The organism is Cellulosimicrobium sp. TH-20, from assembly GCF_002105775.1.
GTDB classification, from domain to species: domain Bacteria; phylum Actinomycetota; class Actinomycetes; order Actinomycetales; family Cellulomonadaceae; genus Cellulosimicrobium; species Cellulosimicrobium funkei.
The window spans coordinates 751426-777206 of sequence record NZ_CP020857.1 but is presented as its reverse complement, the minus strand read 5'-3'; the positions used below and the strand labels follow the sequence as shown (position 1 = coordinate 777206).

Annotated in this window: 26 protein-coding genes; 18 read left to right on the top strand and 8 right to left on the bottom strand. The window is 76.1% G+C overall.

The annotated features are described in order from the left end of the window. Window positions 1-4 precede the first annotated feature (4 nt). The 5 genes from B8281_RS19105 to B8281_RS03490 all read right to left on the bottom strand — a co-directional run bounded on the left by B8281_RS19105 (window position 5) and on the right by B8281_RS03490 (window position 5040). Complete coding sequence (locus tag B8281_RS19105) at window positions 5-1009, bottom strand: DUF2510 domain-containing protein (RefSeq protein ID WP_232322659.1); 1005 nt, start codon at window positions 1007-1009, stop codon at window positions 5-7. Between the two features lie 84 nt (window positions 1010-1093). Continuing rightward, on the bottom strand, window positions 1094-2449 hold the full coding sequence (gene clpX, locus B8281_RS03505) for an ATP-dependent Clp protease ATP-binding subunit ClpX (protein ID WP_085386935.1): 1356 nt from the start codon (window positions 2447-2449) through the stop codon (window positions 1094-1096). Between the two features lie 84 nt (window positions 2450-2533). Continuing rightward, on the bottom strand, window positions 2534-3745 hold the full coding sequence (gene zapE / locus B8281_RS03500; RefSeq protein ID WP_085386934.1) for an AFG1/ZapE family ATPase: 1212 nt from the start codon (window positions 3743-3745) through the stop codon (window positions 2534-2536). 9 nt (window positions 3746-3754) lie between these two features. Next, window positions 3755-4699, bottom strand: a complete 945-nt coding sequence (locus B8281_RS03495) for a permease prefix domain 1-containing protein (RefSeq protein WP_085386933.1) — start codon at window positions 4697-4699, stop codon at window positions 3755-3757. Continuing rightward, entirely contained in the window at window positions 4696-5040 is a 345-nt protein-coding gene (locus B8281_RS03490) for a PadR family transcriptional regulator (protein ID WP_043659819.1), read from the bottom strand. The genes B8281_RS03495 and B8281_RS03490 overlap by 4 nt, the downstream gene beginning before the upstream one ends. A 118-nt stretch (window positions 5041-5158) precedes the next feature. Here B8281_RS03490 and B8281_RS03485 point away from each other — a divergent pair, with 118 nt between their 5' ends. Further along, the gene (locus B8281_RS03485; RefSeq protein WP_085386932.1) at window positions 5159-5869 is read left to right on the top strand and encodes a metal-dependent transcriptional regulator; all 711 of its coding nucleotides are present in this window, start codon (window positions 5159-5161) and stop codon (window positions 5867-5869) included. Between the two features lie 129 nt (window positions 5870-5998). Here the strand turns inward: B8281_RS03485 and B8281_RS03480 are convergent, their stop codons facing one another. Further along, entirely contained in the window at window positions 5999-6622 is a 624-nt protein-coding gene (locus tag B8281_RS03480) for a superoxide dismutase (protein WP_074804415.1), read from the bottom strand. Between the two features lie 255 nt (window positions 6623-6877). On the opposite strand from B8281_RS03480, the gene arfB reads away from it, so the two are divergent. After that, complete coding sequence (arfB, locus tag B8281_RS03475; RefSeq protein ID WP_085386931.1) at window positions 6878-7315, top strand: alternative ribosome rescue aminoacyl-tRNA hydrolase ArfB; 438 nt, start codon at window positions 6878-6880, stop codon at window positions 7313-7315. Window positions 7316-7417: 102 nt separating this feature from the next. Here the strand turns inward: arfB and B8281_RS03470 are convergent, their stop codons facing one another. Next, window positions 7418-8047, bottom strand: coding sequence for a putative glycolipid-binding domain-containing protein (locus B8281_RS03470; RefSeq protein ID WP_085386930.1), 630 nt, complete (start codon window positions 8045-8047; stop codon window positions 7418-7420). A gap of 61 nt (window positions 8048-8108) precedes the next feature. On the opposite strand from B8281_RS03470, the gene B8281_RS03465 reads away from it, so the two are divergent. Together B8281_RS03465 and B8281_RS03460 are read left to right on the top strand one after the other, a co-directional pair. Beyond that, window positions 8109-8528 carry a VOC family protein gene (locus B8281_RS03465; protein WP_085386929.1) on the top strand — a complete coding sequence of 140 codons (420 nt, stop codon included), beginning with the start codon at window positions 8109-8111 and terminating at the stop codon, window positions 8526-8528. Between the two features lie 157 nt (window positions 8529-8685). Then, window positions 8686-9216 (top strand): hypothetical protein, encoded by a 531-nt coding sequence (locus tag B8281_RS03460; RefSeq protein ID WP_085386928.1) that lies wholly within the window; start codon window positions 8686-8688, stop codon window positions 9214-9216. 130 nt (window positions 9217-9346) lie between these two features. Here the strand turns inward: B8281_RS03460 and B8281_RS19100 are convergent, their stop codons facing one another. Next, the gene (locus tag B8281_RS19100; protein ID WP_157446547.1) at window positions 9347-10003 is read right to left on the bottom strand and encodes a LuxR C-terminal-related transcriptional regulator; all 657 of its coding nucleotides are present in this window, start codon (window positions 10001-10003) and stop codon (window positions 9347-9349) included. A gap of 229 nt (window positions 10004-10232) precedes the next feature. On the opposite strand from B8281_RS19100, the gene B8281_RS03450 reads away from it, so the two are divergent. The 14 genes from B8281_RS03450 (at window position 10233) to B8281_RS03385 (ending at window position 25723) form a co-directional block, all read left to right on the top strand. Next, window positions 10233-12053, top strand: a complete 1821-nt coding sequence (locus B8281_RS03450; RefSeq protein ID WP_198163135.1) for a fatty acyl-AMP ligase — start codon at window positions 10233-10235, stop codon at window positions 12051-12053. Continuing rightward, window positions 12050-12316 carry an acyl carrier protein gene (locus tag B8281_RS03445; RefSeq protein WP_085386926.1) on the top strand — a complete coding sequence of 89 codons (267 nt, stop codon included), beginning with the start codon at window positions 12050-12052 and terminating at the stop codon, window positions 12314-12316. The genes B8281_RS03450 and B8281_RS03445 overlap by 4 nt, the downstream gene beginning before the upstream one ends. Next, window positions 12313-13344, top strand: a complete 1032-nt coding sequence (locus tag B8281_RS03440; protein ID WP_085386925.1) for a 3-oxoacyl-[acyl-carrier-protein] synthase III C-terminal domain-containing protein — start codon at window positions 12313-12315, stop codon at window positions 13342-13344. Before B8281_RS03445 ends, B8281_RS03440 begins: the two co-directional genes overlap by 4 nt. Further along, window positions 13341-14795, top strand: a complete 1455-nt coding sequence (locus B8281_RS03435; protein ID WP_085386924.1) for an ATP-grasp domain-containing protein — start codon at window positions 13341-13343, stop codon at window positions 14793-14795. Before B8281_RS03440 ends, B8281_RS03435 begins: the two co-directional genes overlap by 4 nt. Further along, complete coding sequence (locus tag B8281_RS03430) at window positions 14792-16105, top strand: type III PLP-dependent enzyme (RefSeq protein ID WP_085386923.1); 1314 nt, start codon at window positions 14792-14794, stop codon at window positions 16103-16105. Before B8281_RS03435 ends, B8281_RS03430 begins: the two co-directional genes overlap by 4 nt. 73 nt (window positions 16106-16178) lie before the next feature. After that, complete coding sequence (locus B8281_RS03425) at window positions 16179-16463, top strand: acyl carrier protein (RefSeq protein WP_021482864.1); 285 nt, start codon at window positions 16179-16181, stop codon at window positions 16461-16463. A 73-nt stretch (window positions 16464-16536) separates the two neighbouring features. Then, entirely contained in the window at window positions 16537-17466 is a 930-nt protein-coding gene (locus B8281_RS03420; RefSeq protein WP_157446546.1) for a hypothetical protein, read from the top strand. Then, window positions 17463-18233: an acyl-CoA dehydrogenase family protein gene (locus tag B8281_RS03415; RefSeq protein ID WP_085386921.1), complete on the top strand. Its 771-nt coding sequence runs from the start codon at window positions 17463-17465 to the stop codon at window positions 18231-18233. Before B8281_RS03420 ends, B8281_RS03415 begins: the two co-directional genes overlap by 4 nt. Continuing rightward, entirely contained in the window at window positions 18230-19378 is a 1149-nt protein-coding gene (locus tag B8281_RS03410; RefSeq protein ID WP_085386920.1) for an acyl-CoA dehydrogenase family protein, read from the top strand. Before B8281_RS03415 ends, B8281_RS03410 begins: the two co-directional genes overlap by 4 nt. An 82-nt stretch (window positions 19379-19460) precedes the next feature. Further along, the gene (locus B8281_RS03405) at window positions 19461-20849 is read left to right on the top strand and encodes an MATE family efflux transporter (protein WP_198163134.1); all 1389 of its coding nucleotides are present in this window, start codon (window positions 19461-19463) and stop codon (window positions 20847-20849) included. Beyond that, window positions 20846-22903 carry a hypothetical protein gene (locus B8281_RS03400; RefSeq protein WP_085386918.1) on the top strand — a complete coding sequence of 686 codons (2058 nt, stop codon included), beginning with the start codon at window positions 20846-20848 and terminating at the stop codon, window positions 22901-22903. The genes B8281_RS03405 and B8281_RS03400 overlap by 4 nt, the downstream gene beginning before the upstream one ends. Further along, on the top strand, window positions 22900-23598 hold the full coding sequence (locus B8281_RS03395; protein WP_157446545.1) for an HAD-IA family hydrolase: 699 nt from the start codon (window positions 22900-22902) through the stop codon (window positions 23596-23598). Before B8281_RS03400 ends, B8281_RS03395 begins: the two co-directional genes overlap by 4 nt. Next, window positions 23595-24293, top strand: coding sequence for a 4'-phosphopantetheinyl transferase superfamily protein (locus tag B8281_RS03390; RefSeq protein WP_085386917.1), 699 nt, complete (start codon window positions 23595-23597; stop codon window positions 24291-24293). Before B8281_RS03395 ends, B8281_RS03390 begins: the two co-directional genes overlap by 4 nt. Then, a complete protein-coding gene (locus B8281_RS03385; protein ID WP_085386916.1) occupies window positions 24290-25723 on the top strand; it encodes a condensation domain-containing protein in 1434 nt (477 codons plus the stop codon). The genes B8281_RS03390 and B8281_RS03385 overlap by 4 nt, the downstream gene beginning before the upstream one ends. Window positions 25724-25781: the final 58 nt, after the last annotated feature.

Below are 25781 nucleotides of genomic sequence, written 5' to 3'. Positions count from 1 at the left end.
AGCCCTACTGGGTGGCGACGAACACCTCGTCGGCGAAGTACCCCGGAGTCACACGGATCAGGCCGGGGTCTCCCGCCGGGACCGCGATGACCGTGTTCCCGGTCGTGGTGCCGCCCGTGTACAGCTCGTCGATACCGAGGCTCGGGTCCGGCGGGAGCGCAAAGGTGTCGTACGCGGCCAGGACCTCGCCGGTGCTGGCGACGTAGTCGATGCCCACCGCCATGGCGAAGCTCGACTCCGCGCCCGTGTAGGTGATCGTCGCGTTGATCAGCGCGTAGGTGAACCCCTCGGGGGCCGGCTCGTTGTACAGGTCGGGTGCCATGACCGCGTCCGTCGCGTCGAGCTGCACCGAGTTGATGGTCACGTCGAAGTCGTCGCCGCTGATGACGCTGCCGATAGGGACCGGGTTCTCGCGGCTGCCCGGCTCGGAGGCCGCCTCCTGCTCCGTGTCCGTCTCGGTCCCCTCCGCCGCGCCCTCGTCCTCGGCAGGCGCCGAGTCCTCGGCGTCCGGGGTGGTCACGGTGACGTCCGAGCCGCCGAAGGCCTCGTCCACGGAGTCACTGACCACGGTGAAGAAGACGACGAAGCCGACGATCGTCCCGACGACGGACAGGACGAGCGCCGTGACGACCGGCCACTTCTTACCCTGCACGAAGAACCCGATGATCGACAGGATGAAGGCGATCGGGAGCAGGACCCAGCCGATGATCAGCGCGCCGGGGATGCAGGCGAAGACGAACCCGACGACCGCGGCGGCCAGCGCCACCCACCCGAGGGGGTGGACCGTGCGGGCGGTGGCCGTCGTCGCGCCCGGGTAGGCGGCTCCGTAGGCTGCTGCCGAGGGGTCCCCGCCGGGGGCGCCGTAGCCGGTACCGGGAGCGGCCGGCTGGTTCTGCGGGGCCGGGATCGTGTGCTGCGTCCACGACGATCCGTCCCAGTACCGCTGGACACCGGTCCCGCTGCCGTCGTCGTACCAACCGGGTGCCGGAGAACCATCGGGCGTGCTCATGGGCACATGCTAGGTGGGCGTGGTGAGCGCCCCGGCACCGGTCGAGCGGAATTCACCCGGTCGTCCGGTCGACGGGCGTCGGGGTCAGGCGGACTTCTCGCGCGGGGTGCGGGCGCGCGCGGTCGTGGTGCGCGGCACGATCGTGGGGTTGACGTTGTCCAGCACGACCTCGCGCGTGATCACGACCCGCTCCACGTCATCACGCGACGGCACGTCGAACATCACCTGCTGCAACACCTCCTCCATGATCGCGCGCAACCCCCGCGCCCCCGTCCCCCGCAACAACGCCTGCTCCGCGACCGCCTCGACCGCACCCTCGGTGAACTCCAGCTCCACCCCGTCGATCGCGAACATCCGCTGATACTGCTTCACCAACGCATTCCGCGGCTGGGTCAGGATCCGCACCAACGCCTCCCGGTCCAACGCCGCCACCGACGCGATCACCGGAAGGCGCCCGATGAACTCCGGGATCAACCCGAACCGGTGCAGATCCTCCGGACGCACCTGCGCGAACAGGTCCTCCCCCGCACCCGTCTCGATCGGCGCACCAAAACCCACACCCCGCTTGCGCGCCCGCGCCGCCACGATGTCGTCCAACCCCGCAAACGCCCCCGCCACGATGAACAGCACGTTCGAGGTGTCCACCTGGATGAACTCCTGGTGCGGATGCTTACGACCACCCTGCGGCGGCACCGACGCCGACGTGCCCTCGATGATCTTCAACAACGCCTGCTGCACACCCTCACCCGACACGTCCCGCGTGATCGAGGGGTTCTCCGCCTTCCGCGCCACCTTGTCGATCTCATCGATGTAGATGATGCCCGTCTCAGCCTTCTTCACGTCGAAGTCCGCCGCCTGCACCAGCTTCAGCAGAATGTTCTCCACGTCCTCACCGACATACCCCGCCTCGGTGAGCGCCGTCGCGTCCGCGATCGCAAAAGGCACGTTCAACATCCGCGCCAACGTCTGCGCCAGATACGTCTTGCCCGTCCCCGTCGGACCGATCAACAAGATGTTCGACTTCGCCAGCTCCACGTAGTCCGGGTCGTCGGTCGCGAGGGCCTCGCCCGCCTCCTCGGCGGCAGCGGCGGCGCGCACGCGCTTGTAGTGGTTGTGCACCGCGACGGCCAGCGCCCGCTTGGCGCCGTCCTGCCCGACGACGTAGCGGCTGAGGTGCGCGAAGATCTCGTGCGGCGTGGGGAGCGGGCCGCTGCCGGTGACGATGTCCTGCTCGGCCGACTCCGTCTCGCGGTCCTCCTCGACCATCTCGAGGCAGAGCGCGACGCACTCGTCGCAGATGAAGACGCCCGCGGGGCCCGCGATGAGCCGCTTCACCTGCCGCTGCGACTTGCCGCAGAACGAGCACGTGAGCGCGTCCGCCGCGCGGGGCCCGCGCTGACCGCGCGCGCCGCCGTCGTCGGTGCCGTCGGAGCGTGCCACCAGGTGCCTCCAGTCGAGTCGGTTGCGGCCGATCGTAACCGTCGCCCACGACACCCCCGCACGCGAGCCCTGGGACGCGCCGGGTCAGGCGTGCGGGGCGTCGTCCGCCGGGACGCCGCCGCCCGCGTCCTCGGTGAGGAGCTGGAGCCGGCTCGCGGTGCGGAACGCGTCCGGGCGGTCGGGGAGCGCGGTGCGGAAGGTGCCGAGCGCATGGGGCGACGTGACGACGAGCTCGACGTCCGCGTCGACCAGCACGTCGACGACCGCGATGAACCGCTGCTGCGCCTCGCGGTCGACGGCGGTCAGCAGGGGGACGTCGGTGACGACCCACCGGCGGAAGCGCACGGACCAGTCGAGGTACTCCAGGGTCGACGTCGGCCGGCCCGCGAGGTCGTCGAACGTCACCCACAGCTCGTGCGCGCGCGCCGCCGTCACGGGGAACGTGCGCGACCCGGTGCGCACCGCCGTCGCCTCGTCCGCGCCCGGGCGGCGCAGGCCGCGGGCGTCGAGCTGCGCCGTCGTGCCGGGGCGGAGCCACGCGCCCGCGGCGAACCCGGCGCGACCGCGCCCGCCCAGCGTCCGGTAGTCCGTGGGCCCGGCGAGCTCGACGACGTCGAGGTGCGCGCGCAGGAGCGCGATCCCCGGCTCGGCGACGTGGTGCCACAGCGGGTTCGGCAGCAGCGTGCCGGGCTCGTAGTTGGACGTCGCGAGCACGACGACGCCCGCCGCGAACGCCCGACGCAGGAGCCGGGTGAGCAGGGTCGCGTCGCCGGTGTCGTGCAGGTGGAGCTCGTCGAGGTAGAGCAGCGTCGTCCCGCGCAGGAGGCCGTCGATCGCGGAGTCGACGGCGCCGGGGCGTGGCTCCGGCGACTCCTCCGACGGCCTGGGCGGCGTCGGCTCCGCGACCGGCGCGGTCGCCCGGGTGCGCCACCCGCGCGTCGGGCCACCCTGCCCGACGGCGGGCCGCGGCCCGGTGAGGGCGGTCACCCGTCGGGCGTGGATCGCCGCGTGCAGCTCGCGGAACAGGTCGTACACGTGGACCCGCTTGGTCGCGCCGGCGGGGAGCCCGTCCGCGACGGCCGCGAAGAACGCCCCCGCCAGCCACGACTTCCCCCGCCCCGCGGGGCCCCACACGTACATGCCGCGGACGGGGCGCCGTCGGGCCCCGGCGAGCTCCTCCCCGAGCCGGACGAGCCGGTCGAGGAGCGCGGACTGCGCCGCGTCGAGCGCGAACCCGTCACGCGCGGCGGCCGCCTCGACCGCGCGTCGGACGCGGTCGAGGCGGCGGCTGGTCACCGGGTCAGCCTAGGCGCGACGACCACGCAGGGTCTTGACCCAGACGTCGATGACGTCCCAGGCCGCGATGACGACGGTCGCCGCGATGATCCCGTTCGAGAGCCACGTGAGCGAGTCGCCGCCCGTGACCTCGAGGAACGCGGGGTTCACGAGGCGGTCGGCGCTCGCGAGCCACACGACCACCCCGGCGAACAGGGCCCCGATGACCGTGTTGACGGCGGCGAGCCCGATGGTCCACCGACCGCGTGCGTACACGAGGATCGTGAGGACGATCTCGGCCGCGACGAGCGCGACGAGCACGCCGGTCCAGACGGGCCACAGGTCGGGGTGCAGCACGGGGACCGCGGTGCCGTCGGGGCCCCGGTAGGTCGCGACGTTCTGGAGGAGCAGCACGGCGGCGACCAGGACGAGCAGGCCGACCGACACGACCGTGTCGACGAGCGTGACCTCGCGGGGCGCGCGCTCGGTCGGGAGGCGGTCGACCGTCCAGGGGCCGGTGAGCTCGTCCCGGCTCCGCGGGGCGCCGTAGCGCTCCAGCAGGACGAAGACGAGGGTCGTCCAGAACGCGATCTGGAGGGCGACCGAGGCGGTCGTCCAGATGCCGCTCCAGATGGCCGACCCGACGGGGCCGCCGTCGACGAGGTCCGTCGTAAGCACGATCGCCCCGGGGATGAGGCTGACCCAGAGCAGCACCTTGAGGAGGCGCAGCCAGTCGAGGTAGAGCGTCGGCCCGATGAGGTACAGCGGGCGACCGGCGAGGTCGGCCGCGAGGCGGTCGGGGTCGCCGAGGTCGTTGAGGACGTCGGTCTCGGCTCGGGCCGGGTCGGCGCCGGCCTCGACCTTGGCCTCGACCGCGTCGGCGACGGACGTGCGGAGCTCCTGCTCGAGGTCGGCGTGCTGGCTCGCGGGGACGCGGCGCAGCGTGGCGGCGACGTAGCGGTCGGTGAGCGTCATGACGTGCCTTCCTGGGAGTCGATGGTCTGGAGGCTCCGTGCGATCGCGAGCCACTCGTCGAGCAGGTCGCGGGCGAAGCGCTCGCCCGCGGGGGAGGTGCGGTAGAACTTGCGCGGCCGCGCCTCGTCGGTGTTCCACTCGCTCACGAGGAGGCCCTGCTTCTCGAGCCGGCGCAGGAGCGGGTAGAGCGTGTTGGCGTCGACGGGGACGCCCGCTGCGGCGAGCGCCTCGAGGAGCCCGTAGCCGTAGCCGGGCGTGCGCAGCAGCAGCAGGCTCGCGACGACGACGGAGCCGCGGCGCACCTCCTGGCTGTGCCCGGCGTAGATCTCGGGATCGGTCATGTCACACACCATAGTGTGTGACGCACGGTATGAGCAAGAGGCACATCATCGTGTCGATGAGAGAGCGCTAGACTGGAATGGTTCCAGAGAAGAGTGCGTACCTGCCGCGGGAGGCCGAGTGACCGACCTGATCGACACCACCGAGATGTACCTGAAGTCGATCTACGAGCTGCAGGAGGAGGGGATCCCTCCGCTGCGCGCGCGGATCGCCGAGCGCCTCGGGCACTCGGGGCCGACGGTCTCGCAGACCGTGGCGCGCATGGAGCGCGACGGCCTCGTCGTCGTCGGGGGTGACCGCCAGCTCGAGCTCACGGCCCTCGGCCAGCAGACGGCGGTGCGCGTCATGCGCAAGCACCGCCTCGCCGAGCGCCTGCTCACCGACGTCATCAAGCTCGACTGGGAGCACGTCCACACCGAGGCCTGCCGGTGGGAGCACGTGATGAGCGACCTCGTCGAGCGGCGCCTCGTCGGGCTCCTCGACCACCCGGCGCACGACCCGTACGGCAACCCCATCCCCGGCCTGCGCGAGCTCGGCGAGGACCTGCCCGAGGTCGGCTACCTCCAGGGCGTCGTGTCCCTGCGCGCGCACCTCGTCGCGCGCGGCGCGGTGCCGGGCACGGAGGTGCGCGTCGTGCTCCAGCGCATCGCGGAGCCGATCCAGGTCGACGTCGAGCTGCTCGCGCGGTTCGCCGAGGCCGGCGTGCTCCCGCACCGGACCCTCGTGGTCACGGTGGGCGACGGCGTCCTCACCGCCTCGGGCGAGGGCGCCCTGACCGTCCTCGACCTGCCCGACGACGTCACGCGCCACCTCTTCGTGACCGCGGACTGACGGTGTCGTGGCCCGAGGCGGCCGCTGAGAACGAGGTTGGTCCCGCTATCCGGTGGATAGCGGGACCAACCTCGTTGTGGTGGGGGAGCAGGGTCGTGCTCGCCGACCGGGTGTCGTGCGGCGGGGTCGTCAGGGGACGATGAGCCCGGCGGTCTGGGTCTTGGCGCGCTGGAGGCGGGCCTCGGCGTCGGACCAGTTGACGAGGTTCCACCAGGCGGTGACGTAGTCGGCGCGCACGTTCTGGTAGTCGAGGTAGTAGGCGTGCTCCCAGACGTCGAGCAGGACGATGGGGGTCAGGCCGAGGGTGAGGTTGCCCTGCTGGTCGTAGAGCTGGACGGTGATGAGCTTCTGGCCGATGGAGTCCCAAGCGAGGATGGCCCAGCCGGAGCCCTGGACGCCGGCGGCGACGGCGGCGAACTGCTTCTTGAAGGCGTCGAAGGAGCCGAAGTGCTCGTCGATCGCGGCGCCGATCTCGCCGGTGGGCTCGCCGCCGCCCTCGGGGGAGAGGTTGGTCCAGAAGGCGGAGTGGTTGACGTGGCCGCCGAGGTTGAACGCGAGGTTCTTCTCGTGGAGGTTGATCGCGGCGAAGTCGCCGGACTCGCGGGCCTCGGCGAGCTTCTCCAGGGCGGTGTTCGCGCCGGTGACGTAGGCCTGGTGGTGCTTGGAGTGGTGCAGCTCCATGATCCGCCCGGAGATGTGCGGCTCGAGCGCACCGTAGTCGTAGGACAGCTCGGGGAGAGTGTAGACAGGCATGGTTCCTCAGGTTCCTTCCGTCGGTATGCAGCCACGCTAGGACCTCGACCACGGTTGAGGTCAAGGAGGGCGCGCTGTGATCTTGCAGGTCGGACGGGTCGTCCCGCCCGTCGAACGGCAGCGCCGAGCACGCGGTCCGCGACCGGGAGGGCCCCTCTCCGGTCGCTCGTCCCGTGCTCGACGGACGGTGGTCGGCCAGGGGGCCGGGGTCCGAATCCGTTGGGCTGGGGGGTCCTCGTCGGGCACGATGGACGGATGCCCGACGACGCCCGCACCGGCCTGCGCGTGACGACCGCACTGGTCGTGCCCGAGGCGGAGCTGTCGTGGCGGTTCTCGCGCTCGTCCGGCCCCGGCGGGCAGGGCGTCAACACGACGGACTCGCGCGTCGAGCTGTCGTGGGACGTCGCCCGGTCGGCGGTCCTCACCGACGCCCAGCGCGCACGCCTGCTCGACCGGCTGGGTCGCCGCGTCGTCGGGGGCGTCGTCACGGTCGCGGCGTCCGAGCACCGGGAGCAGCGGCGCAACCGCGAGGCGGCGCGCACCCGGCTCGCCGCGCTCCTGGCCGCGGCCGTCGCGCCGCCCGGGCCGTCACGGCGGGCGACGCGGCCCACGCGCGGGTCCGTCGAGCGGCGGATCGCCGCCAAGAAGCGGCGGACCGACGTCAAGCGCCTGCGCCGCCCGCCGCAGGACTGACCGGGCGGGCACGCCTCACCGACCACGACCCTGCGCGCGGTCGAGCACGAGCCTCCTGTCGTCCTCGACGCGAGAGCGACAGCAACCTCGTGGTCGGCGGGGTCAGAGGCGGCGCGCGAGCTCCGGGTAGTCCACCACGAGACCGTCGGCGTCGACGGTGAGGTCGGCCGTGAAGTCGCGCGTCGCGCTCGTGTACCTGACGACGCCCTGCCCGGTCGCGGGGTCGAGCGGCTCGCGCGCCGCGTAGACCTGGTCGCTGCGCAGGACGCGCAGCGACGGCACCTCGACCCAGGCCATCACGAGGTGCGTCTCGTGCGCCGGCGGGTCGTCCCCGAGCAGGCCGAGCCGCAGGATCGGCATCGTGTTCGTCACCGGGCAGAGCGCGATGTCGCAGTCCAGCGCCCTGTCGAGCGTGGCCGGGTCCTCCACCCCGGGCGCGGCCAGGCCCGACGGCGGCGTCCCCGCCTCGCGCACGTCGGCCCGCCACGCGCCGTCGGGCATCCGGACGAGGTCGAGGTGCCGCGACCACCCGAGGCCCCGCACCGACACGTCGAGGTGCTCCGTGACCCAGCCCGGCCCGGTGCGCAGCGCCCACGCGGTCGCGTAGGTGGTGGCGCGCGACGTGCCGAGCGCGGCCAGACGGTCGCCGCGGACGGTGACCGTCGCCGCCTCGAGGCGGTCGGGGTCGTCGTCCCAGCCGGTCCATGCGACGTGCCTCGTCCGTGGGCTCACGCCGGTCAGTGTGGGCCGAAAAGCCGGTGCTCGCGCGGCGAGCGCGTGGCAGGGTCGCGCTATGACCTCTCGTATCTCCCACACCACGTTCGACGCGCGGGACGCCTACGCGCAGTCCGTCTTCTGGGCCCAGGTGCTCGGGTACACCGACGTGCCCGGCGACCCGAACCTCCCCGGCCACGAGGAGTGCATGATCGTCCCACCGTCCGACGCGACGACGCCCGCCGAGAGCCGCGGGCACGTCCTGTTCGTCGAGGTGCCCGACGACAAGCAGCTGAAGAACCGCGTCCACCTCGACCTGCGGCCCACCGACGGGTCGCGCGAGGAGGAGGTCGAGCGCCTGCTCGCGCTCGGCGCGACCCAGGTCGCCGACCGCCGCACGCCCGACGGCGGCGGCTGGGTCGTCCTCGCCGACCCGGAGGGCAACGAGTTCTGCATCCTGCGCAGCGACGCCCAGGTCGCGGCGGGCGCGGCGCGCTGAGCGCCCGCGCTGACACGGGGCGGGCCGTCCTTCCCGCTCGCGCGACGTCGTCCCCGAGGCCGCTGATCGCTTCCCGCGACGGGCGGTCGTCGCCGGGCGGTCCCGGTGTCGCACCCCGGCGCGTACCCTCGGGTCGTCGCAGGGGGAGGGTGGCCACGTGGTCGGTCAGGTGTTCGTCGACGAGAGCAAGGCACGGGAGTACCTGCTCGTCGCGGCCGTCGTGCTGCCCGGCTCGATGAACACGGCGCGACGGGTCGTCCGCGACCTCACGATGCCCCGCCAGCCACGCATCCACATGAAGAGGGAGAGCGACGCGCGTCGCCGGAAGATCCTCGAGGCGTTCGTCGGACTGGCCCCGGAGGTGACGGTCTACCGGGCAGGAGGCGCGTACAGGACGGAGCTCGAACGGCGCGAGAGGTGCCTGCGCGCCCTCGTCGAGGACATCGCCCGCGACCGGCGCACGCACCTGTGCCTCGAGCGGGACGAGAGCCTGGTCCAGCGCGACCGCAGGCACCTGATCGAGGCCACCCGAGCCGCGGGGTGCTCGGAGAGTCTGGCGTACCGGCACGAGAGCGCGACCGCCGAACCGCTGCTCGCGCTGCCCGACGCGATCGCCTGGGCGTGGGCGAGGGGCACCTCTTGGCGCCAGCGGTGCGAGCCCGTGGTGAGCCGGGTCGTCGATCTCTAGCACCGAGCCCGGACAGCGCGAGACCCGAGCGCCACGACCATCCGGACGGGTCTCGGGTCCACTTCCCGACGCTCAGCGCGACGGGCTCGTCCCAGGATAGTGGCGGGCGCCCCGGCGGGCAACGGTCTCGTCAGCGGTCGGTCATCCGGATCCAGCCGCGCTGCGCGGCCCGGACGCCGGCCTCGAACCGGCTGGTGGCGCCGAGCCGCCCCATGAGGCCGGCGGCGTGTCGGCGCACGGTGCGGGGCGAGACGCCCAGCCGGACGGCGACGGCGGTGTCGGTCTTGCCCTCGGCGAGCAGCCGCAGCAGCGTGTCCTCGCTCGGGGCGAGCGCGTCGCCGTCGGGCCGCGCGCGGTCCCACTCGGACTCGGCGAGGGCACGGAGGGCGGCGACGGCGTCGCGGTCGGTCACGGCGCGCGTGCGCCCGGGGCGCGCCACGAGCACGACGGTGGCGTCGAGGGCGACGAGCGACACCGGGAGTGAGGTCGCGACCCGTCGCTCGACCGCGGGGGCGCCGCCGCTCACGTCACCGGGCCGACCCGCCGCACGACCGGGGCCGCCGTCCTGCGCGGGCGCGCCGTCGGTGCCCTCGCCGCGACCCGCACCGAGCGTCACGACGCGGAGGCGTGCGGCGTGGCGGGCGCGCTCGCGGACCCGGAGCCACAGGGGCTCCGGGCAGGCCTCGCTGCCGTCGTCGAGAACGAGGACGTCGTGCGCGCGGCGCAGCGCGAAGGCCCGCGCGGAACGGCGGGCCCCGAGGACCGGGTCCCGCTCCGTCGAGGTCACGCCGTGTGACTGTAGTCGACCCCGGTAACGGTCCCGGGCCGCCCCGCGGTGCGGACCGATGTGACGGGTTGCGGTCGAGAGAAGGCATTTGTCCTCTTCCGGCCACGTGAATTTGTTTACACCGCGAGCAACCGCTGCGAGGCTTCCCCCGGACCGCCGGGGTGGGGCGTGTGCTTCCTGGCGTCCGCGTGCGTCGGGACGGTCCCGGCGCCGGCGAGCAGGGGGCGACGTGGGCGTGCTGCCGGACGACCGGACTCTCGTGGACCTCGTCCGCGACCACGTGCGCGAGCGCCCGGACCACCCCGCGGTCGTCGTCGTGCCGGAGGTGGGGGAGCGGCGGACGCTCACCTACGCCGAGCTCGACGCGCAGGCGGCGGCGCTCGCGGCCCGCCTCGCTGCCCGCCACGAGACCGGTGACCGCGCGCTGGTCCTCTACTCCGCCACCGCGTCGTTCGTCGTCGGGCTCCTCGCGTGCTTCTCCGCCGGGCTGGTGCCCGTCCCGTCCCCCCTCCCGGGCGGGCAGGCGTACCAGCGCGAGCGCGTGCGCGGGATGCTCGCGGACTGCGACGCCGCCGTCGTCCTCGTCGACCCGACCGCCGCGATCGAGACGACGGAGTGGGCCGTGCCGCTGCGACGTGCCGACGGCGGCCCGGTCGCCGTCACCGTGGTCGACGGCGCGACGGACGGCCCGGCGCGGCGGGACCGCCCGGGCCCGCTGGACGTCGCGTTCCTCCAGTACACCTCCGGGTCCACGAGCACCCCCAAGGGCGTCGTGGTCACGCACGCGAACGTGCTGCACCACCACCACGCCTTCACCACGACGCTCGGCCTCGTCCCGGACGACGTCTTCTGCAGCTGGCTCCCGGGGTACCACGACTTCGGCCTCGTCGGGATGCTGCTCGTGCCGCTCGGTCTCGGGGCGACGGCGGTCGTCGTGCCCTCGACGTCGTTCCTCAAGCGCCCCGTCCGCTGGCTCTCCGCCATCACCGAGACGGGTGCGACGGTCACGGCGTCGCCGAACTTCGGCTACGACCAGTGCGCGCGGCGCGTGCGCGACGACCAGCTCGCCGAGCTCGACCTGTCCCGCCTGCGCTGGGCGCTCGGTGGCGCCGAGCCGGTCGACCCGGCCGTCCTCGACGCGTTCACGCGCCGGTTCGAGCCCGTGGGCTTCCGCGGGTCCGCGCACGGGCCGGGCTACGGCCTCGCGGAGGCGACGCTGACGGCCACGTACCCCGACAGGCGCCTCCCGCTCGTCGTCACGGCGGACGAGACGGCGCTCGCCGACGGCCGCCTGGTCGTGACGGAGGAGGCTTCCTACCTGTCCGCCCTCCCCGACGCCGCGGCGGTCGAGGGGCCGGGCGCGCGCCTGGTGTGCTGCGGCGTGCCGAGCGGGGTGGAGCTGCGGGTCGTGGACGGCGAGGGCGCCACCGTGCCGGACGGCACGGTCGGCGAGGTCTGGCTGCGCGGCGGCAGCGTCGCGGCCGGGTACTGGGGCGACGGGGCGGCGACCGCGACGGCGGAGATCTTCGGCGCCGTCGCCGCAGACGGCACGGGCCCGTGGCTGCGGACCGGCGACCTGGGGGCCCTGCACGGCGGCCAGCTCGTCGTCACGGGCCGCATCAAGGAGCTGCTCATCGTCGCGGGCCGCAACCTCTACCCGTACGACCTGGAGCGCGAGCTGCGCCGCCTGCACCCCGGGGCCGAGGGCCGCCCGGGCGCGGTGTTCGAGGCGGACGGCCGGCCGGGCGCGCTCTGCGCGGTCCAGGAGTTCCGCCCCACGCCGGGCGCCCGGGCTGGCGGGGCGGCGAGCGCCGAGGAGGAGCTGGACGCCGTCGTCCGCCAGATGGCGGCCCACCTCGCGACGGTCTCGGGCGCCGCGGTGCACGACGTCGTCCTCGTGCGTCCCGGCCAGGTGCCGCGGACCACGAGCGGCAAGATCCAGCGCGGCCGGGCGCGCGACCTGCACGGCCGGGGCGACCTGGCCGCGCTCCACTCCCTGCGCGCGGCCCGGGACCGCGCGCACCCCGAGCTCGCAGGGACCCGACCATGACCGCACCCCGCCCCGACGCCTTCGACGACCTCGTGCTGCGCCACGTCGCCACCGCGCTCGGCGTCGCCCCCGCCGACGTGGACGCGGGGGCCGACCTCGCCGGGCTCGGCCTCGGCTCGGTCCAGGTGCTGGCGCTGCTCGGCGACCTGGAGGACGTCCTCGGCGTCGACCTCGACCCGGAGGCGGTCGTCGACAACCCGACGCCCCGCGCGCTCGCGACGCACCTGCGCAGCGTCGTCGACGTCCCCGGGACGGCGGCATGACGACCCTCGTCGACGTCGGCGCGCACGTGCCCGCGACGCGCGTGCCGATCCGGGACCTCGCCGACGAGCTCGGCCTCGACCACCTCGAGCTCGGCGTGTTCGAGCGGTTCTTCGGGCTGCGCGAGGTGTGCACGGCGCCGGGGCAGACCCTCACCGACCTGCTCGTCGCCGCGGCGCGCGCCGTGCCCGGGCTCGCGGGCAACGAGCACCGCGTCCGGTACGTGCTGGGGGCGCGGACCATCGCGACGGTCGCCCCGGTCGGGGTGAACCCGCTGCACGACGCCGCGACGCGCCTCGGCCTGGACCACGCGGTCGTGTGGACGCTCACCCAGCACGCGTGCGCGTCGGCGCTGCTCGCGGTCGACCTCGCGGGGCGTCTCCTCGCGTCGGACGGCGACCCGGACGCGCTCGCGCTCGTGCTCACGGGCGAGAAGGCGTTCAGCCCGGGCTCCCGGCTCATCGAGGGCACGACGATCATGGGCGAGGGCACGGCGGCGTGCCTCGTCGCGGCGTCAGGCCCGGCAGGCTCGTCCGCCGACGGGCTCGCGCCGGGCAGCCCCGTCCTCGCCTACGCGACCCGCACGCTGGGCGAGTACCACCAGGTGCCGCTCCCCGAGGACCTCGCGGGCCCGTTCGGCGTCACGTACACCGAGGTGCTCGCCGAGGTCGTGCTGGAGGCCGTCGAGCGCGCGGGCCTCACGCTGGACGACCTCGCGCTGGTCCTGCCGCACAACGTCAACCGCGTGTCCTGGCGGCGGCTGTGCGCGCGTCTCGGCCTCCCGCTCGCGCGCGTCCGGCTGGACGACGTCCCGGTGACCGGGCACTGCTTCGGGGCGGACTCGTTCATCGGCTACGCGGCCGCGCGCGCCGAGGGTCGGCTGCGGCCCGGCGACCCGTTCCTCATGGTCGCCGTCGGGCTGGGCGCCACGTTCTCCGCCATGGTCCTGCGCCACGAGGCCTCGGAGGGCTTCAGGGTCTCCGAAGGCTCCGAAGGTGCCACGGCCCATGACACGAAGGAGCAGGCATGACGGTCGACCAGGTGACGAGGACAGCCCCGCAGACCACCACGGCCGACCGCGAGCCGTTCCTCGCGCGGACGAAGCGCGCGCTCGCGGGCGCGCCCGACGCGCCGCTCGTCCTGCTGGGGAACGTCGAGGTCGAGGACGCGTGGGCGGCCGGGGAGGTCGGCCTGCCCGCCGTCGGCGGCGCGTCGGCGACGGCGGCGCTCGTCCACCGCATGGACGAGCTCGCGCTGCTCCTCGCGGGCCCGCGCGACCACGTCGTGCTCAAGGCCGAGCCGGACCCCGACCACCTCGCGCACCTGGACGCGCTGGGCGTCGGGCTCCCCACGGTGCACGTCGCCGGGTCGAGCGACCCGCTGCGCACGGTGACGCTCGACGCGCTCGACTCGCCCGCGCTGCTCGCGCGCCTGGGGGAGCTCGCGGCGGACGGCGTGCGGCTCCTCGCGCACGGGACGTCGTCGGCCGAGGAGGACCTCGCGACGGCGACGGGCCTGCGCTCGGTGCTCCCCGACGCGGCGACGACCAAGACCGTCAACAGCAAGGTCTACAGCCGCGGGCTGTGCGACGAGCTGGGCGTGGAGCAGGCGCGCGGCTGGGCGTGCCGCACCGTCGAGGACTTCGAGCGTGCGTGCGCCGAGGCCGCGCGGCTCGTCGCGGACGGCGCGACCGTCGGCGTCAAGGACGCGTACGGCGTCTCCGGGAAGGGGATCCTCGTCGTCGACGACCCGCGCCGGCTCGACCAGCTCGTGCGCATGGTCGCGCGCCGGGCCGCGCGCTCGGGCGACGACCGCCTCGCCGTCGTGGTGGAGGTCTGGGCCGACAAGGCGACGGACCTCAACTACCACTTCACGGTCGCGCGGGACGGCTCGGTCGCGTTCGACTTCGTCAAGGAGGCGATCACGGAGGGCGGCGTCCACAAGGGCCACCGCATCCCGTCGCGCCTGCCGGCGGACCAGGTCGACGCGCTGGCCGAGCTGTCGGGCCGCCTCGGCGCGCGGCTCGCGGCCGACGGCTTCCACGGCCTCGTCGGGGTCGACGCGCTCGTGCGCACCGACGGCCGGCTCCTGCCCGTCCTCGAGATCAACGCGCGCAGCAACATGTCGACGTACACCGTCCCGCTCCAGGAACGGTTCCAGCCCGACGGGTGGGTCGCGCTCGCGCGCCAGTACCCGCTGGTGCTCGACGCGCCGCTCCCGTTCGCGGCGCTCCACGACCTGCTCGGCGACCTGCTGCCCGGCGCCCCCGGCGAGGCGGGCCTCGTGGTCCAGGGGACCGGCACGGTCAACGCGGGGGCGTCGGGCGCGTCCGGGCCGACGCCGAGCACGACGTTTGCGGGCCGCCTCCACGGCCTCCTCGTCGCGCCCGACGAGGACACCCTGACCCGCCTCGACCGCGCCGTGACGGAGCGGCTGGCCTCGCGGCCCACCGGCCGCCCCACCGAAGGAGACGCCCGATGACCACGACCCCGACCCGGCCGACGACGCCCGGGAGCGCGGACCTCGCCGCGGTCGCGGAGCGGTACGGCACCCCCGTGTACGTGTACGACGGCGACGTGCTCGCCGCGAACTACCGGGCGCTGCGCGAGCGGCTGCACCCCGCGCTGGGGATCTTCTACTCGCTCAAGGCGAACCCGAACGTCAGCGTCTGCGGGCTGCTGCACGCGCTCGGCGCGAACGCCGAGGTGTCGTCGCTCGCCGAGCTGCGCACCGCGCTCGCCGCGGGCGTCGCGCCGCAGGACGTCCTGTTCCTCGGCCCCGGCAAGAGCCGGGACGAGCTCGTCTCGTGCCTCAACACGGGCGTGCGCGCGATCATCGTCGAGTCGCTCCCCGAGCTCGCGCTCGTGGACGAGCTCGCGCAGGCGGTGGGACGGCCCGCGCGCGTCGTGCTGCGCGTCAACCCGTCGTTCTCGGTCAAGGGTTCCGGGCTCACCATGGGCGGCAAGCCGCGCCAGTTCGGCATCGACGAGCAGCAGCTCCTCGACGCGCCCGACCTGTGCGACGGCCTCACCGCGTCCCGCGTCGTGGGCGTCCAGGTGTACATGGGGACGCGGATCCTCGACGAGGGCACGATCGTCGAGAACACGACGCGGATCTTCGATCTCGCCGAACGGCTCGCGGAGCGCCTGCGGTTCCCGCTGGAGCTCGTCGACGTCGGCGGCGGCCTGGGCGTCGCGTACTTCGAGCGCGAGCGCGACCTCGACGTCGAGGTCCTCACCGCGGCGCTCAACCCCGTCGTCGAGGCGTTCGTGCAGCGCCACCCCCGGACCGACCTCGTCATGGAGCTCGGCCGCTACCTCGTGGCGCTGTGCGGCACGTACGTCGCGCGCGTGCGGTACGTCAAGGAGTCGATGGGCGAGCGGTTCGCCGTGGCCGACGGCGGCACGAACCACCACATGGCGGCCGTCGGCATCGGGTCGTTCGTCAAGCGCAACTTCCCGATGCGCCGCGTGGGGCCCGCGTCGACCGCCGAGGACGTCGCGTGGAACGTGACGGGCCCGCTGTGCACCCCCAACGACACGATCGGCAAGGCCGTGCCGCTCCCGGCCGACCTCGCGCCGGGCGACCTCGTCGCGGTCGACCGCTCCGGCGCGTACGGCGCGACGGCGTCGCCGGTGCACTTCCTCAGCCACGGGTACCCGGCCGAGGTGCTCACGCTGGGCGACGAGACGTTCCTCGTCCGGCACGCGGACACGCCCGACGACCTCCTCGCGCGCCAGGTGTTCCACGACCTCGGCGCGCGGGTCGAGCCCGTCGGCGCCGTCCCCTGACCCACCGCCCGTCCGCCGTCGTCCAGCCACCGCCCGCCCCGCGGGCGCCGACCCACCACCCGGAGGAACCATCGTGAGCACCAGCACCGAGCCGCAGGAGGCCCTCGGCCGCGAGCGCGTTGTCGGGGCCGTCGTCGAGGCCCTGTCGAGCGTCCTCGGGCGACCGCTGCCCGACGTGACCGCGACGACGCGCCTGTTCGACGACCTCGACCTCGACTCCACGAGCGTCCTCGGCCTGCTCATGGCCCTCGAGGACTCGCTCGACATGGAGGTCGACCCGGAGTCGCTCGAGCAGCACCACCTCGAGACGGTCGGCTCGCTGACGGACTTCGTCGTCGAGCACTCGACCCGGAACTGACGTGCCGCTCGGGGGCAGCGGTGCGGGGCCCGGAGCCTCGCCGGCGTCGGGTCCGCGCCAGGACGCGCTGCGGGTGCGGGCCGTCGTGGACGTGCCGGTCGACGACCTCGTGCCCGTCGGGGACGGGACGCGGCGGTCGGTCGCGGAGGACCTGCGGTACGTCTACGGCGAGGACCAGCCGACGGAGTGGCTCGAGGACGGGCCGGGCCGCGACTACCCGACGATGATCCGCGCGGCGCGCGCGGCGCTCGACGGGCATGGGCTGCTCGACGACGTGCGCCTCGTCGTGCTCGTCGTGACGACGCCCGACCTCCAGCACGAACGGCTCCTCGGCGGGTTCGTCGCGGACCTGTTCGACGGCGGCCCGTCCACCTTCTGCGTCACGGAGCAGGGGCTCGCGGGCCCGTTCACCGCGCTGCGCCTCGCGGGCGAGCTGCTCGCCGACGGCGGGCCCGTTGTCGGGTCGCGCGGCGGACCGGGAGGCGGGCCGGTCGGCGGGCCGGGCGATGCCGGGCGCGCAGGGACGGCCGTCGTGCTCGTCCTCGAGCAGTGCACGCTCCCGCCCACCGCGACGCGCGTCCCGGCGCGGGACCGCGTGGTGGCGCTCGTCGTCGCGCGCGACGGCGCGGGGCGGCCCGTCGAGGACCTGTCGGTCGCGCGCGCCCCGCGGGGTCCGCGCCCCGCGGGCCCCGGCGCGTCGGCGAGTTCGTCCGACGCGCCCCGCGAGGCGGGCCCGGACGTCCGGCGCGTCGTCCTCGGTGTCGACGTGGACCCGGCCGACGTGCCCCTGCTCGACGGCGACGTCGTGCGGCACGCCGACCCCGGGGCCGCGGCGACGGGCGTCTGGGAGGTGCTCGCGGACGACGACGCCCCGGACGCGCCCGTCGTGCTGCACGAGCGGTGCGTCGAGCTCGGCTACCGCTGCTCGCTCGCCCTCGGTCCGCGGTCGGCCGCGACGGCCCCGGAGGCCGGCGGCCGCGCCCGCGAGGCGGTGCTCGCATGAGCGCGGGGGTCGTCTCGCGGGACGCGGGCACGGTGAGCGCCGGCGTCGCGGCGCCGGGCGCCGCGGGGGGTGCAGCGACCTCGGGGGCCGGGGTCGCCCGGGTCACCGGGATCGCCGGGGTGCGCGACGTCGCGCGCGAGCAGGGCGCGGTCGCGGCGCTGGTCGCGCTCGCCGCGGTGCTGCCGGTCGCGGCGCTGCCGGGGGAGTGCGTCCTGCTGCCCGACGACGTCGCCCCGCCGCCCGGGGCGGCGCTGCTGGGCGAGGTGGTGACGGACGCGGGCCCGCTGCTCGCCTGGCGCGCGGCGGCGTCCGGGCCGGTGGACGACCGGCGCGGCCGCGCCGCGGACGCCGCGTGGCGCGTGGGGGTCGCGTGGGCGCGGACGGGCCTGTGCGAACGGCTGGCCGACCGTGCGGTCGACCGGCTGCGCGGCCGGAGCGTCGGCGGCACGGCGACGGTGAACCTGCCGCCGGTCCGCCTCGTCCTCGCGGACGCCGCGCTCGCGCACCTGGAGGCGCAGGCGCTGCTGGCGCGCGTGACCGCGGAGCCCGGGGAGCGGGCGGACGACCGACCGGTGCCCGCCACGACGCTCGCGCGCGTCACCGCGGTGCTCGACCGCACGTCGCGCACCGTCCACAACCTGTTCGGCGCCTCCGGGTTCGTCGACGGCGACGCGGCCCGGCTGGCCCGCACGATCGACCTGCTCGGCCATGCGAGCGGGACGCTGCCGACCGGGGCGACCCGCGGCGGGGAAGGGCAGGACGCATGACCACGGTCGACCTCCTGGCGCTGCGGGACCACCTGCGCCCCGTGGCCGTCGCGCTCCGCGAGCGCGCGCTCGCGGTCGACGCCGACCCCGGCGCGCTGCACGCGCTCCTCGACGCCGGCGTCCTGCCGTACCGGCAGCTCGGCGGCTTCCCGCCCGGCTATCTCGACGACCCGCTGCGCGTGCGGGGCGTGCCCGTGCTCGTGCGGACGTGCGTCGAGCGCGCCGTCGTCGCGGAGACGCTCGCGTGGGGCGACGCGTCCGTCGTCGTCGGGGCGCCGGGGCCGTCGATGTCCGGGGTCGTCGTGGACGACCTCGCGGACGACGAGCAGCGCGACCGCTTCTACCGGCACGTCGCGCAGCCGCGCACGTGGACGTTCTTCGGGCTCACCGAGCCCGACCGCGGCTCGGACGCCGCCGCGCTCGAGACCGCGGTGGCCGCGGGAGGCGTCCTGCGCGGCCACAAGAAGTACGTCGGCAACGTCGCCCGGGCGAGCCTCGGCGTCGTGTTCGCGCGGCACCGCCCCGGCCCGCTCGGGGTCGGGGTCTACCTCGTCGACACCGCGCGCCCGGGCTTCGACGCCGCGCCGCTCGTGACGACGGGCATGCGGGCCGTGCAGCTCGGCGAGGTCCGGTTCCGCGACGTGCCGCTCCGCCCGGAGGACACCCTGGGGCGGCACCTCTCGCCGTCGCGCCGCGGGCTCCTCGGCGCGGTCCGCACGTTCAACCGGCTCCGACCCGTCGTCGCGGCGCTGGCCGTGGGCGTCACGCAGGCGGCCCTCGACTACGTGCGGGCCGAGCGGTCGTCGTTCCGGGCCGACGAGCGCCGGCTGCTCGAGACCTTCGACGACCGTCTCCACGCGGCCCGGGCCCTCGTGCTCCAGGCGGCGCGCGGCGCCGACGCCGACGCGGCGGACGGGACGCTGCCCGCGGCGGCGAAGGCCACGGCGCTGGACCTCGCGGAGGAGGTCACGCGCGCGGTGCCCGCGTTGCTCGGACCCGGCGCGCGGTGGGAGCACCCGTACCTCGACAAGCTCGTCCGCGACGTGCCCGGCCTGGAGATGATGGAGGGCACGCGGACCGTCCAGCGGCTCACGCTCGCCCAGGGCTGGCTGCAGGGCAGGGCACGGCATGTCGAGCTCGTCTAGGGAGGCGGGAACGGCACCGGCCCTGCCCGTCCCCGGGCCCGATCCTGACGCCGCGCCGCGGGGCGCGTCGGGGCCGCCGGGCGTGTCCGCGCCGTCGGTCGCGGAGCTGCGCCGGCGCGTCCTGCGGCTCGCGGGACCGATCTGCGCCGCGCTCGTCGTCGGGGCGCTCGCGCAGCTCGTCGTCGCGGCGCTCCTCGGCCACATGGGCGACGACGGCCTGTACGTGCGCTCGCTGTTCATCCCCGTGACGTTCCTCGTCCTCGCCGTCCAGGAGGGCCTCGACGTCTCGACGCAGGTCGGGTTCGCGCGCCTGCGCGGCGCGCGCGGCCGGGACGGCGTGCCGTCGTCCGCGACGACGGCGCTCCTGGGGCGGTTCGTCGCCGCGGGCGGTGCGGTGCTCGGCGCCGTGGCGCTCCTCGTCGTCCTCGCCGCCCCGGCGCTCGCGACCGTGCTCTCCGTGCCGGACCCGCTCGTCGCGGAGTTCGTGGCGTTCGCACGCTGGACGGTGCTCGCGAGCGTCCTGTCCGTACCGACGGCGGTGGCGGCCGCCGCGCTGCGCGGCTGGGGCCGCACGGGTGCGTCGGCGACCGTGGCGCTGCTCGTCGCGGGGCTCCAGGTGCTCGTCGTGTGGCTCGTCGGGCTGGTCGGCGGGTTCGGCGTCCTCGCCGTCCCGGTCGCGATCGCCGGGTCGACCCTCGTGGGCGCGGGCGTCGCGTGGGCCCTCCTCGTGCGCGCACGCCTCCTCCCGCCCGCGGGACGACGGATGCGCGGCGCCGCGCGACCGGGCGCGGCGGACCACCGGGGCGTCGACGTGCGCGCGCTCCTCCTCGGCGTCGGCCTGCCGGTCGGTCTGTCCTACCTCCTGCTCACCGTGACGAACCTCGTCATGGTGTGGGTGCTCGGGCCCTCGGGGACCGACGTCGTCGCCGGGTTCGGCGGCGCCGCGACGGTCCAGACGCTCGTCGTCGTGCCGGCCATCGGCCTCGCGGCCGCGGTGAGCATCGTCATGAACCAGCAGTGGGGCGCAGGTGCGCTCGGTCTCCTGCCGCGCACGTTCCGGGCCGGGACGGTCGTGGTCGCGGGGACGTACGTCGTCGTGGGCGCCCTCGTGCTCGCGGCGGCGCCCCTGCTCGCGGGGCAGCTCTCCGCCGACCCGGAGGTCGCCGCGCAGGCGGCGCTGTACCTGCGGGTCGTCGGGCCGTCGTACGCGGGCGTGGGCCTCGTGCTGTACCTCGTGACGCTGCTCGAACAGCTCGGGTACGGGCGCGTCGCCGTGACGCTCAACGTGCTCTACCACGCGGTGTCGCTCGGGGTCGGCGGGGCGCTCGCGCGGGCGGGCGGCGGGCCGACCGCGCTGTACGCGACGATCGCGGTGGCGAACGTCGTCGGGCTGACCGTCCTGCTCCCCGTCGCGGTGCGTCTCGTGCGACGACGCGCGGGCGGCGGCAGAGCGCGGCAGGTCGCGCCGTGACGGCCGGGCCCGCGGTCGCGCGCGCCGGGGAGCCCGGGCCGGGGCGGGTGACCGCCGCGCGGGGCGAGGTCCGCGACCCGGTGCTGAGCGTCGTCGTCATGCACCACCCGGCGCGGGGCGACGTGTCCGCCCTCGTGCGCGCGTGCGCCCCGCTGGACGTCCGCGTCGTGGAGGACCCCGACCCGGACGGTCCGCCCAGCCCGCTGCGCACCGCGAAGCGCGCCTGGGCCGCCGTCGCGCCCGGCGCGACGCACCACCTCGTGCTCCAGGACGACGTCGCGCCCGTCGCGGGCTTCGCCGAGCTCGTCCGGCGCGCGGTGCGGGCCCGGCCGCGGCACGCCGTCGCGCTGTACTCGAACTGGAACAGCCCGCGCAACGCCTACCTCGTGCGCGCCGCCGCGGCCGCGGGCCAGGCCTGGGCGCCGCTCGGCCACGACGAGTGGGTGCCGACGCTCGGCCTCGTGCTCCCCGCCGACGGCGCCCGACGGCTCGCCGCGCACCTCGCGACCCTGCCCGACGACGCGCGCGACGACGACGAGGCCGTCGTGACGTTCTGCGCGCGCGAGCGGTACCCGGTCGTCGCGACGCTGCCGCACCTGCTCGAGCACGGCGACGGCCCCAGCCTCGCGGGCAACGACGCGCACGGCGCCCGGCACGCCACCGTCCCGGCGGACGACGTCGTCGACCCGGACGCGTGGGACCGGCCCGGGCCGGAGCGCACGCCGGCGCGCGTCCCGGCGACCCTGCGGCCGGTCGCCGTCACGCTCGAACGGTCGCGCTGCACGCTGCGCGTGCTGCGCCCCACGGCGGGCGAGCCGCTCGAGCACCCGTTCGGGTGGGCCTGGGACGCCTGGGCGGGGTGGCTCGGCGTCCACCCGGCGGCGGTCGCGCACGACGTCGCGGCGCTCGCCGCAGGGGTCTGCCCGCGGCTGGGGGGCGTCGCGCCCGCCGCGCTCGTCGAGCTCGGCGCGGCGTGCTGGCTGCTCGGGTCCGACGTCGCGCGGACCGCCTGGCCACCGCCCGCCGGCCCCGGGACGACGGCGCACCGGGCGGCCGCGGTGCGGACGTGGGTGCTCTCGGGGCTGCTCCCCGCCGACCGCCCCGAGAGCCGCGTCGACGAGCTCGTCGCGTTCGGTCTCGACGCGCTCGCCGCGGGCGCGACCTGGGCGGCCACGGCGCGGGACGCCACGGCGGGCGGCGCGTCCCCCGCGGGGCCCGCCCGGCCCGGCCCCGGCGCGCGCGGAGACCGGCCCGACCCGGCCGCACGCGACGACCGTCGCGGCCCGGCCGCTGGCGACGACAGTCCCCACCCGGCCGCTCACGACGACCGTCGCGGCCCGGCCGCTCTCGGCGACCGGCTCGACCCGGCCGCGCTCGACGCGGTGCGGGTCCTGGCCGAGCGGGACGCGGCCGTCGTCTGCCGCGCGGCCGGTCCCGCGGTGCCGGTGCGGGTCGTCGTGCACGACTGCGCGTCGTGCGGTGCGCAGGCCGCGGACGCCGTCGCCGACCACGCCGCGCACGGCGACCTCGACGGCGCGGCCGAGCACCTCGTGGCGGACGAGCAGGACGTCGTGGACGAGCACGGCGTCGTGGCCGAGCACGGCGTAGCGGCGACCGCCGTCGGGTCGGACGAGACCGTGTCCTCCGCGGGCGACGGGACGGGCCGCCCTCACCCGGCGCCTGGCGGCCCCGACCCCGTGCACGGCGACGGGCGGACCAAGGACGCCCGGGCGACGGTGGAGGTCCTCGCGTGCGAGCGGCTGGAGGTGCGGGGGTTCCTCGGCCTCGTGCCGGGCGGACGGCACGTCTCGCGCGGGCTGTGGGCGGCACGCCGCGCGTCGGCCGCGGGCGGGGAGCGGCTCGACGCCGCCGACCTCCTTGTGGCGCTCGCGGACGAGGCGCCCGGCCTGCCCGTCGTGGCCCGCGCGGTGGGCGAGCCGCTCGGCCGCCCGTGCCGCGCGCCGCTCGGCCTCCAGCACGCGACGGGCGCCGCGCAGGAGTACGCCGACCGGTACGCCGCGGCGCGGTCCGCGCGTGCGGCGGAGCTGCTGTGAGCGGCGGCCCTGCGGGCGTGTGGCGGTGGCGCGGCGACGCGCTGCTGCTCGACCTCGACGGCACGCTCGTCGACTCGTCCGCCGCGATCGAGCGCCACACGCTCGCGTGGGCCGCCCGCCTCGGGCTCGACGGCGCGGCCGTCGTCGCCGCGTCGCACGGGCGGCGCGACGTCGAGGTCGTCCGCCTCGTCGCGCCGGGTGCCGACGTCGCGCGCGAGGCCGCGTGGCTGCACCGCCTCTCGTGCGACGACACCGAGGGCGTCGTCGCCGTGCCGGGCGCGGCCGAGCTGCTCGCCGGTCTGGACGCCCGCACGTGGACGGTCGTGACGTCGGCGGCGCGCGAGGTCGCGCTCGCGCGCCTCACCGCGGCGGGGCTGCCGGTGCCTGGGCGCCTCGTGTGCTCGGAGGACGTGACGCGCGGGAAGCCCGACCCCGAGGGCTTCCGCGCCGGGGCCCGGCTGCTCGGGGTCGACCCGCGGCGGTGCCTCGTGCTCGAGGACTCGGCGGCGGGCGTCGCGGCTGGGCGTGGGGCGACGGCGGCCGTGCTCGCCGTCGGGCCCGAGCCCGTGCCGGGGGCGCACCACCGCGTGCCCGACCTGCGGCCGGTGACGGCACGACCCCTGCGCGGCGGGCTGGAGGTCCTCGTGCGGGCCGACCGTCCCCTGCGCGTCGCGAGCCTGGAGGTCGTGGCATGAGCGGAGTCCTCGACGTCGAGGCCTGGTACGTCGACACGACGGTCCCCGTGCTCGGCAGCGACACCCTGCTGGGCGCGGCGGAACGGGCGCGGTCCCGGCGGTTCGCGGTCGCCGCCGACGCCTCCCGGTACGTGCACGCCCACGTCGCCGCCCGCGCGATCCTCGCGCGGCGCGCGGGCCTGGCACCCGCGGACGTCCGGTGGGAGGTGGGGCCGCACGGGAAGCCGGGGCCCGTCGTCGGGCAGCGGTGGAACCTCAGCCGGAGCGGGGGGCACGCGCTCGTCGCGCTCGCGGGCGACGACGTGGGCGTCGACGTGCAGGTGCGCGACCCCCGCGTGGACGTCGCCCGCGTCGCGGCGCGCTACCTCGGCCCCGCGGCCCGGACCGCGGGAGCCACCGACGACTGGCGTCGCCTCGCGCGCCTGGAGGCGTGCGCCAAGGCGGTCGGCGGGCGCCTGCTCGACGTGCTCGGCCTCGACGTCGCGGCCCCGGGGCTCGTGCGGGCCGACGACGGCGCGTGGCGCGGGCAGGAGTGGTGGGTGTCCGACGTGCCGGCCCCGGACGGAGCCGTCGCCGCGTGCGCGACGCCGGGCGCGCGCCCGCACGTGTGCCGCGTCCGGGCGTGGCCGGGGGAGCAGCGCGACCGCCCGGTCCGCGTGCCACGACCGGTCGCCGCAGGGGAGGAGGCCCGATGAGGGTCGTGCACCGGGTCGAGGTCCGCGGGAGCGCGGGCGAGGGGCCCGCCACATGGGGGCAGACCGCCATCCGGCGGGCCCTCGCGGCGCTCGCGCCGCAGGACCACCAGTTCAACCTCGTGTGGGGCGGTCCGCTCGACCGACCGCTGCCCACCGCCGCGGCGGTGGAGGTGGTGCGCGCGCTCGTCGAGCGCCACGACTCCCTGCGGACGCGAATGCACGCGCGGGGCGACGCCTTCGTCCAGGAGATCTGCGGTGTCGGGACGGTCGAGGTGGTCGAGGAGCGCGTCGACGACCTCGCCGCCGTCGCCGTGCGCGGCGCGCGCATGCGTCACGAGCTCTGGGGCCGCAGGTTCGACTACGCGACGGACCTGCCCGTGCGCGCCGGTCTCGTGACCGTCGACGGCGCGGTGCACCACACGGTGCTCGTCGTCGCGCACACGGCCCTCGACGGCTGGGGCCTGCCCGTGCTCGACGCCGACCTCACGGCCCTCGCCGCGGGGAGCGCCCCGCCGGAGCGGGCCGCGTGGACTCCTCTCGACGAGGCGGCCTGGCAGACGTCGCACGACGGCCGCCGGCACGACGCCGCCGCCCGAGCCCGCACCCTGCGCACGATGCGGGCGGCGCCCGTCGTCGTCTTCCCGCGAGGGAGCGCCGACGGCGAGGGCCCGGACAGCGAGAGCGCCGTCCGCGAGGGCAGAGGAGACGAGGGCACGGAGGACGGAGGCGCGGAGGCCGCCGCGCGGCCGCGCTACCGGCAGACCGTCCTGCGCTCGCTCCGCCTCGGGCCCGCCGCGGAGCGCGTGGCCGCCCGGTGGCGCACGAGCACGTCCGGCGTGCTGCTCGCGGCGTCGTGCCGGGCGCTGGCCGCCGCCGCGGGCCGCGGCGACCTCGCGCTCCAGGTCATGGTGAGCAACCGGTTCCGGCCGGCGCTCGCGGACGCCGTCGTGACGACGGCGATGGAGGGGCTGCTCCACGTCGACGGCCTCGACGCCCCGTTCGAGGAGGTCGGGCCGCGCGTCTGGCGGGCCGCGATGACGGCGTACCGCTCGGCGTACTACGACAAGGACCTGCTCCGACGCGAGGCCGCCGCCGACCCGACGACCGCGTACGACGGGACCTGCTGGTACAACGACCGGCGCGGCACCGGGCCCGACCGGACGCTGCGCGCACGACCCACGCGGTCGCGGCGGCTGGCGCGCGCCGACGCGTCCGACGAGCAGGGCGGCGTCACGCTCACGCTGCACCTCGTGGACGCGCCGGACGGCGGCGTCGACGTCGTGCTCACGGCGGACGCGGCGCGCCTCGACGACGCGACCGCGGCGTTCGTGGTGCGAGACGTCGAGCGCACCGTCCTGGCGGCGTCCCGGGCCCCGACCCCGCCGTCGCCTCGACGCGCCCCTCGGCCTGCCGCCCCCCGCGCCCCCTGACCGGGGCAGCGAGGGCTGCGCCCCGCGCGTCGGGCGGTGTGACGTCCGCAACGGGCTG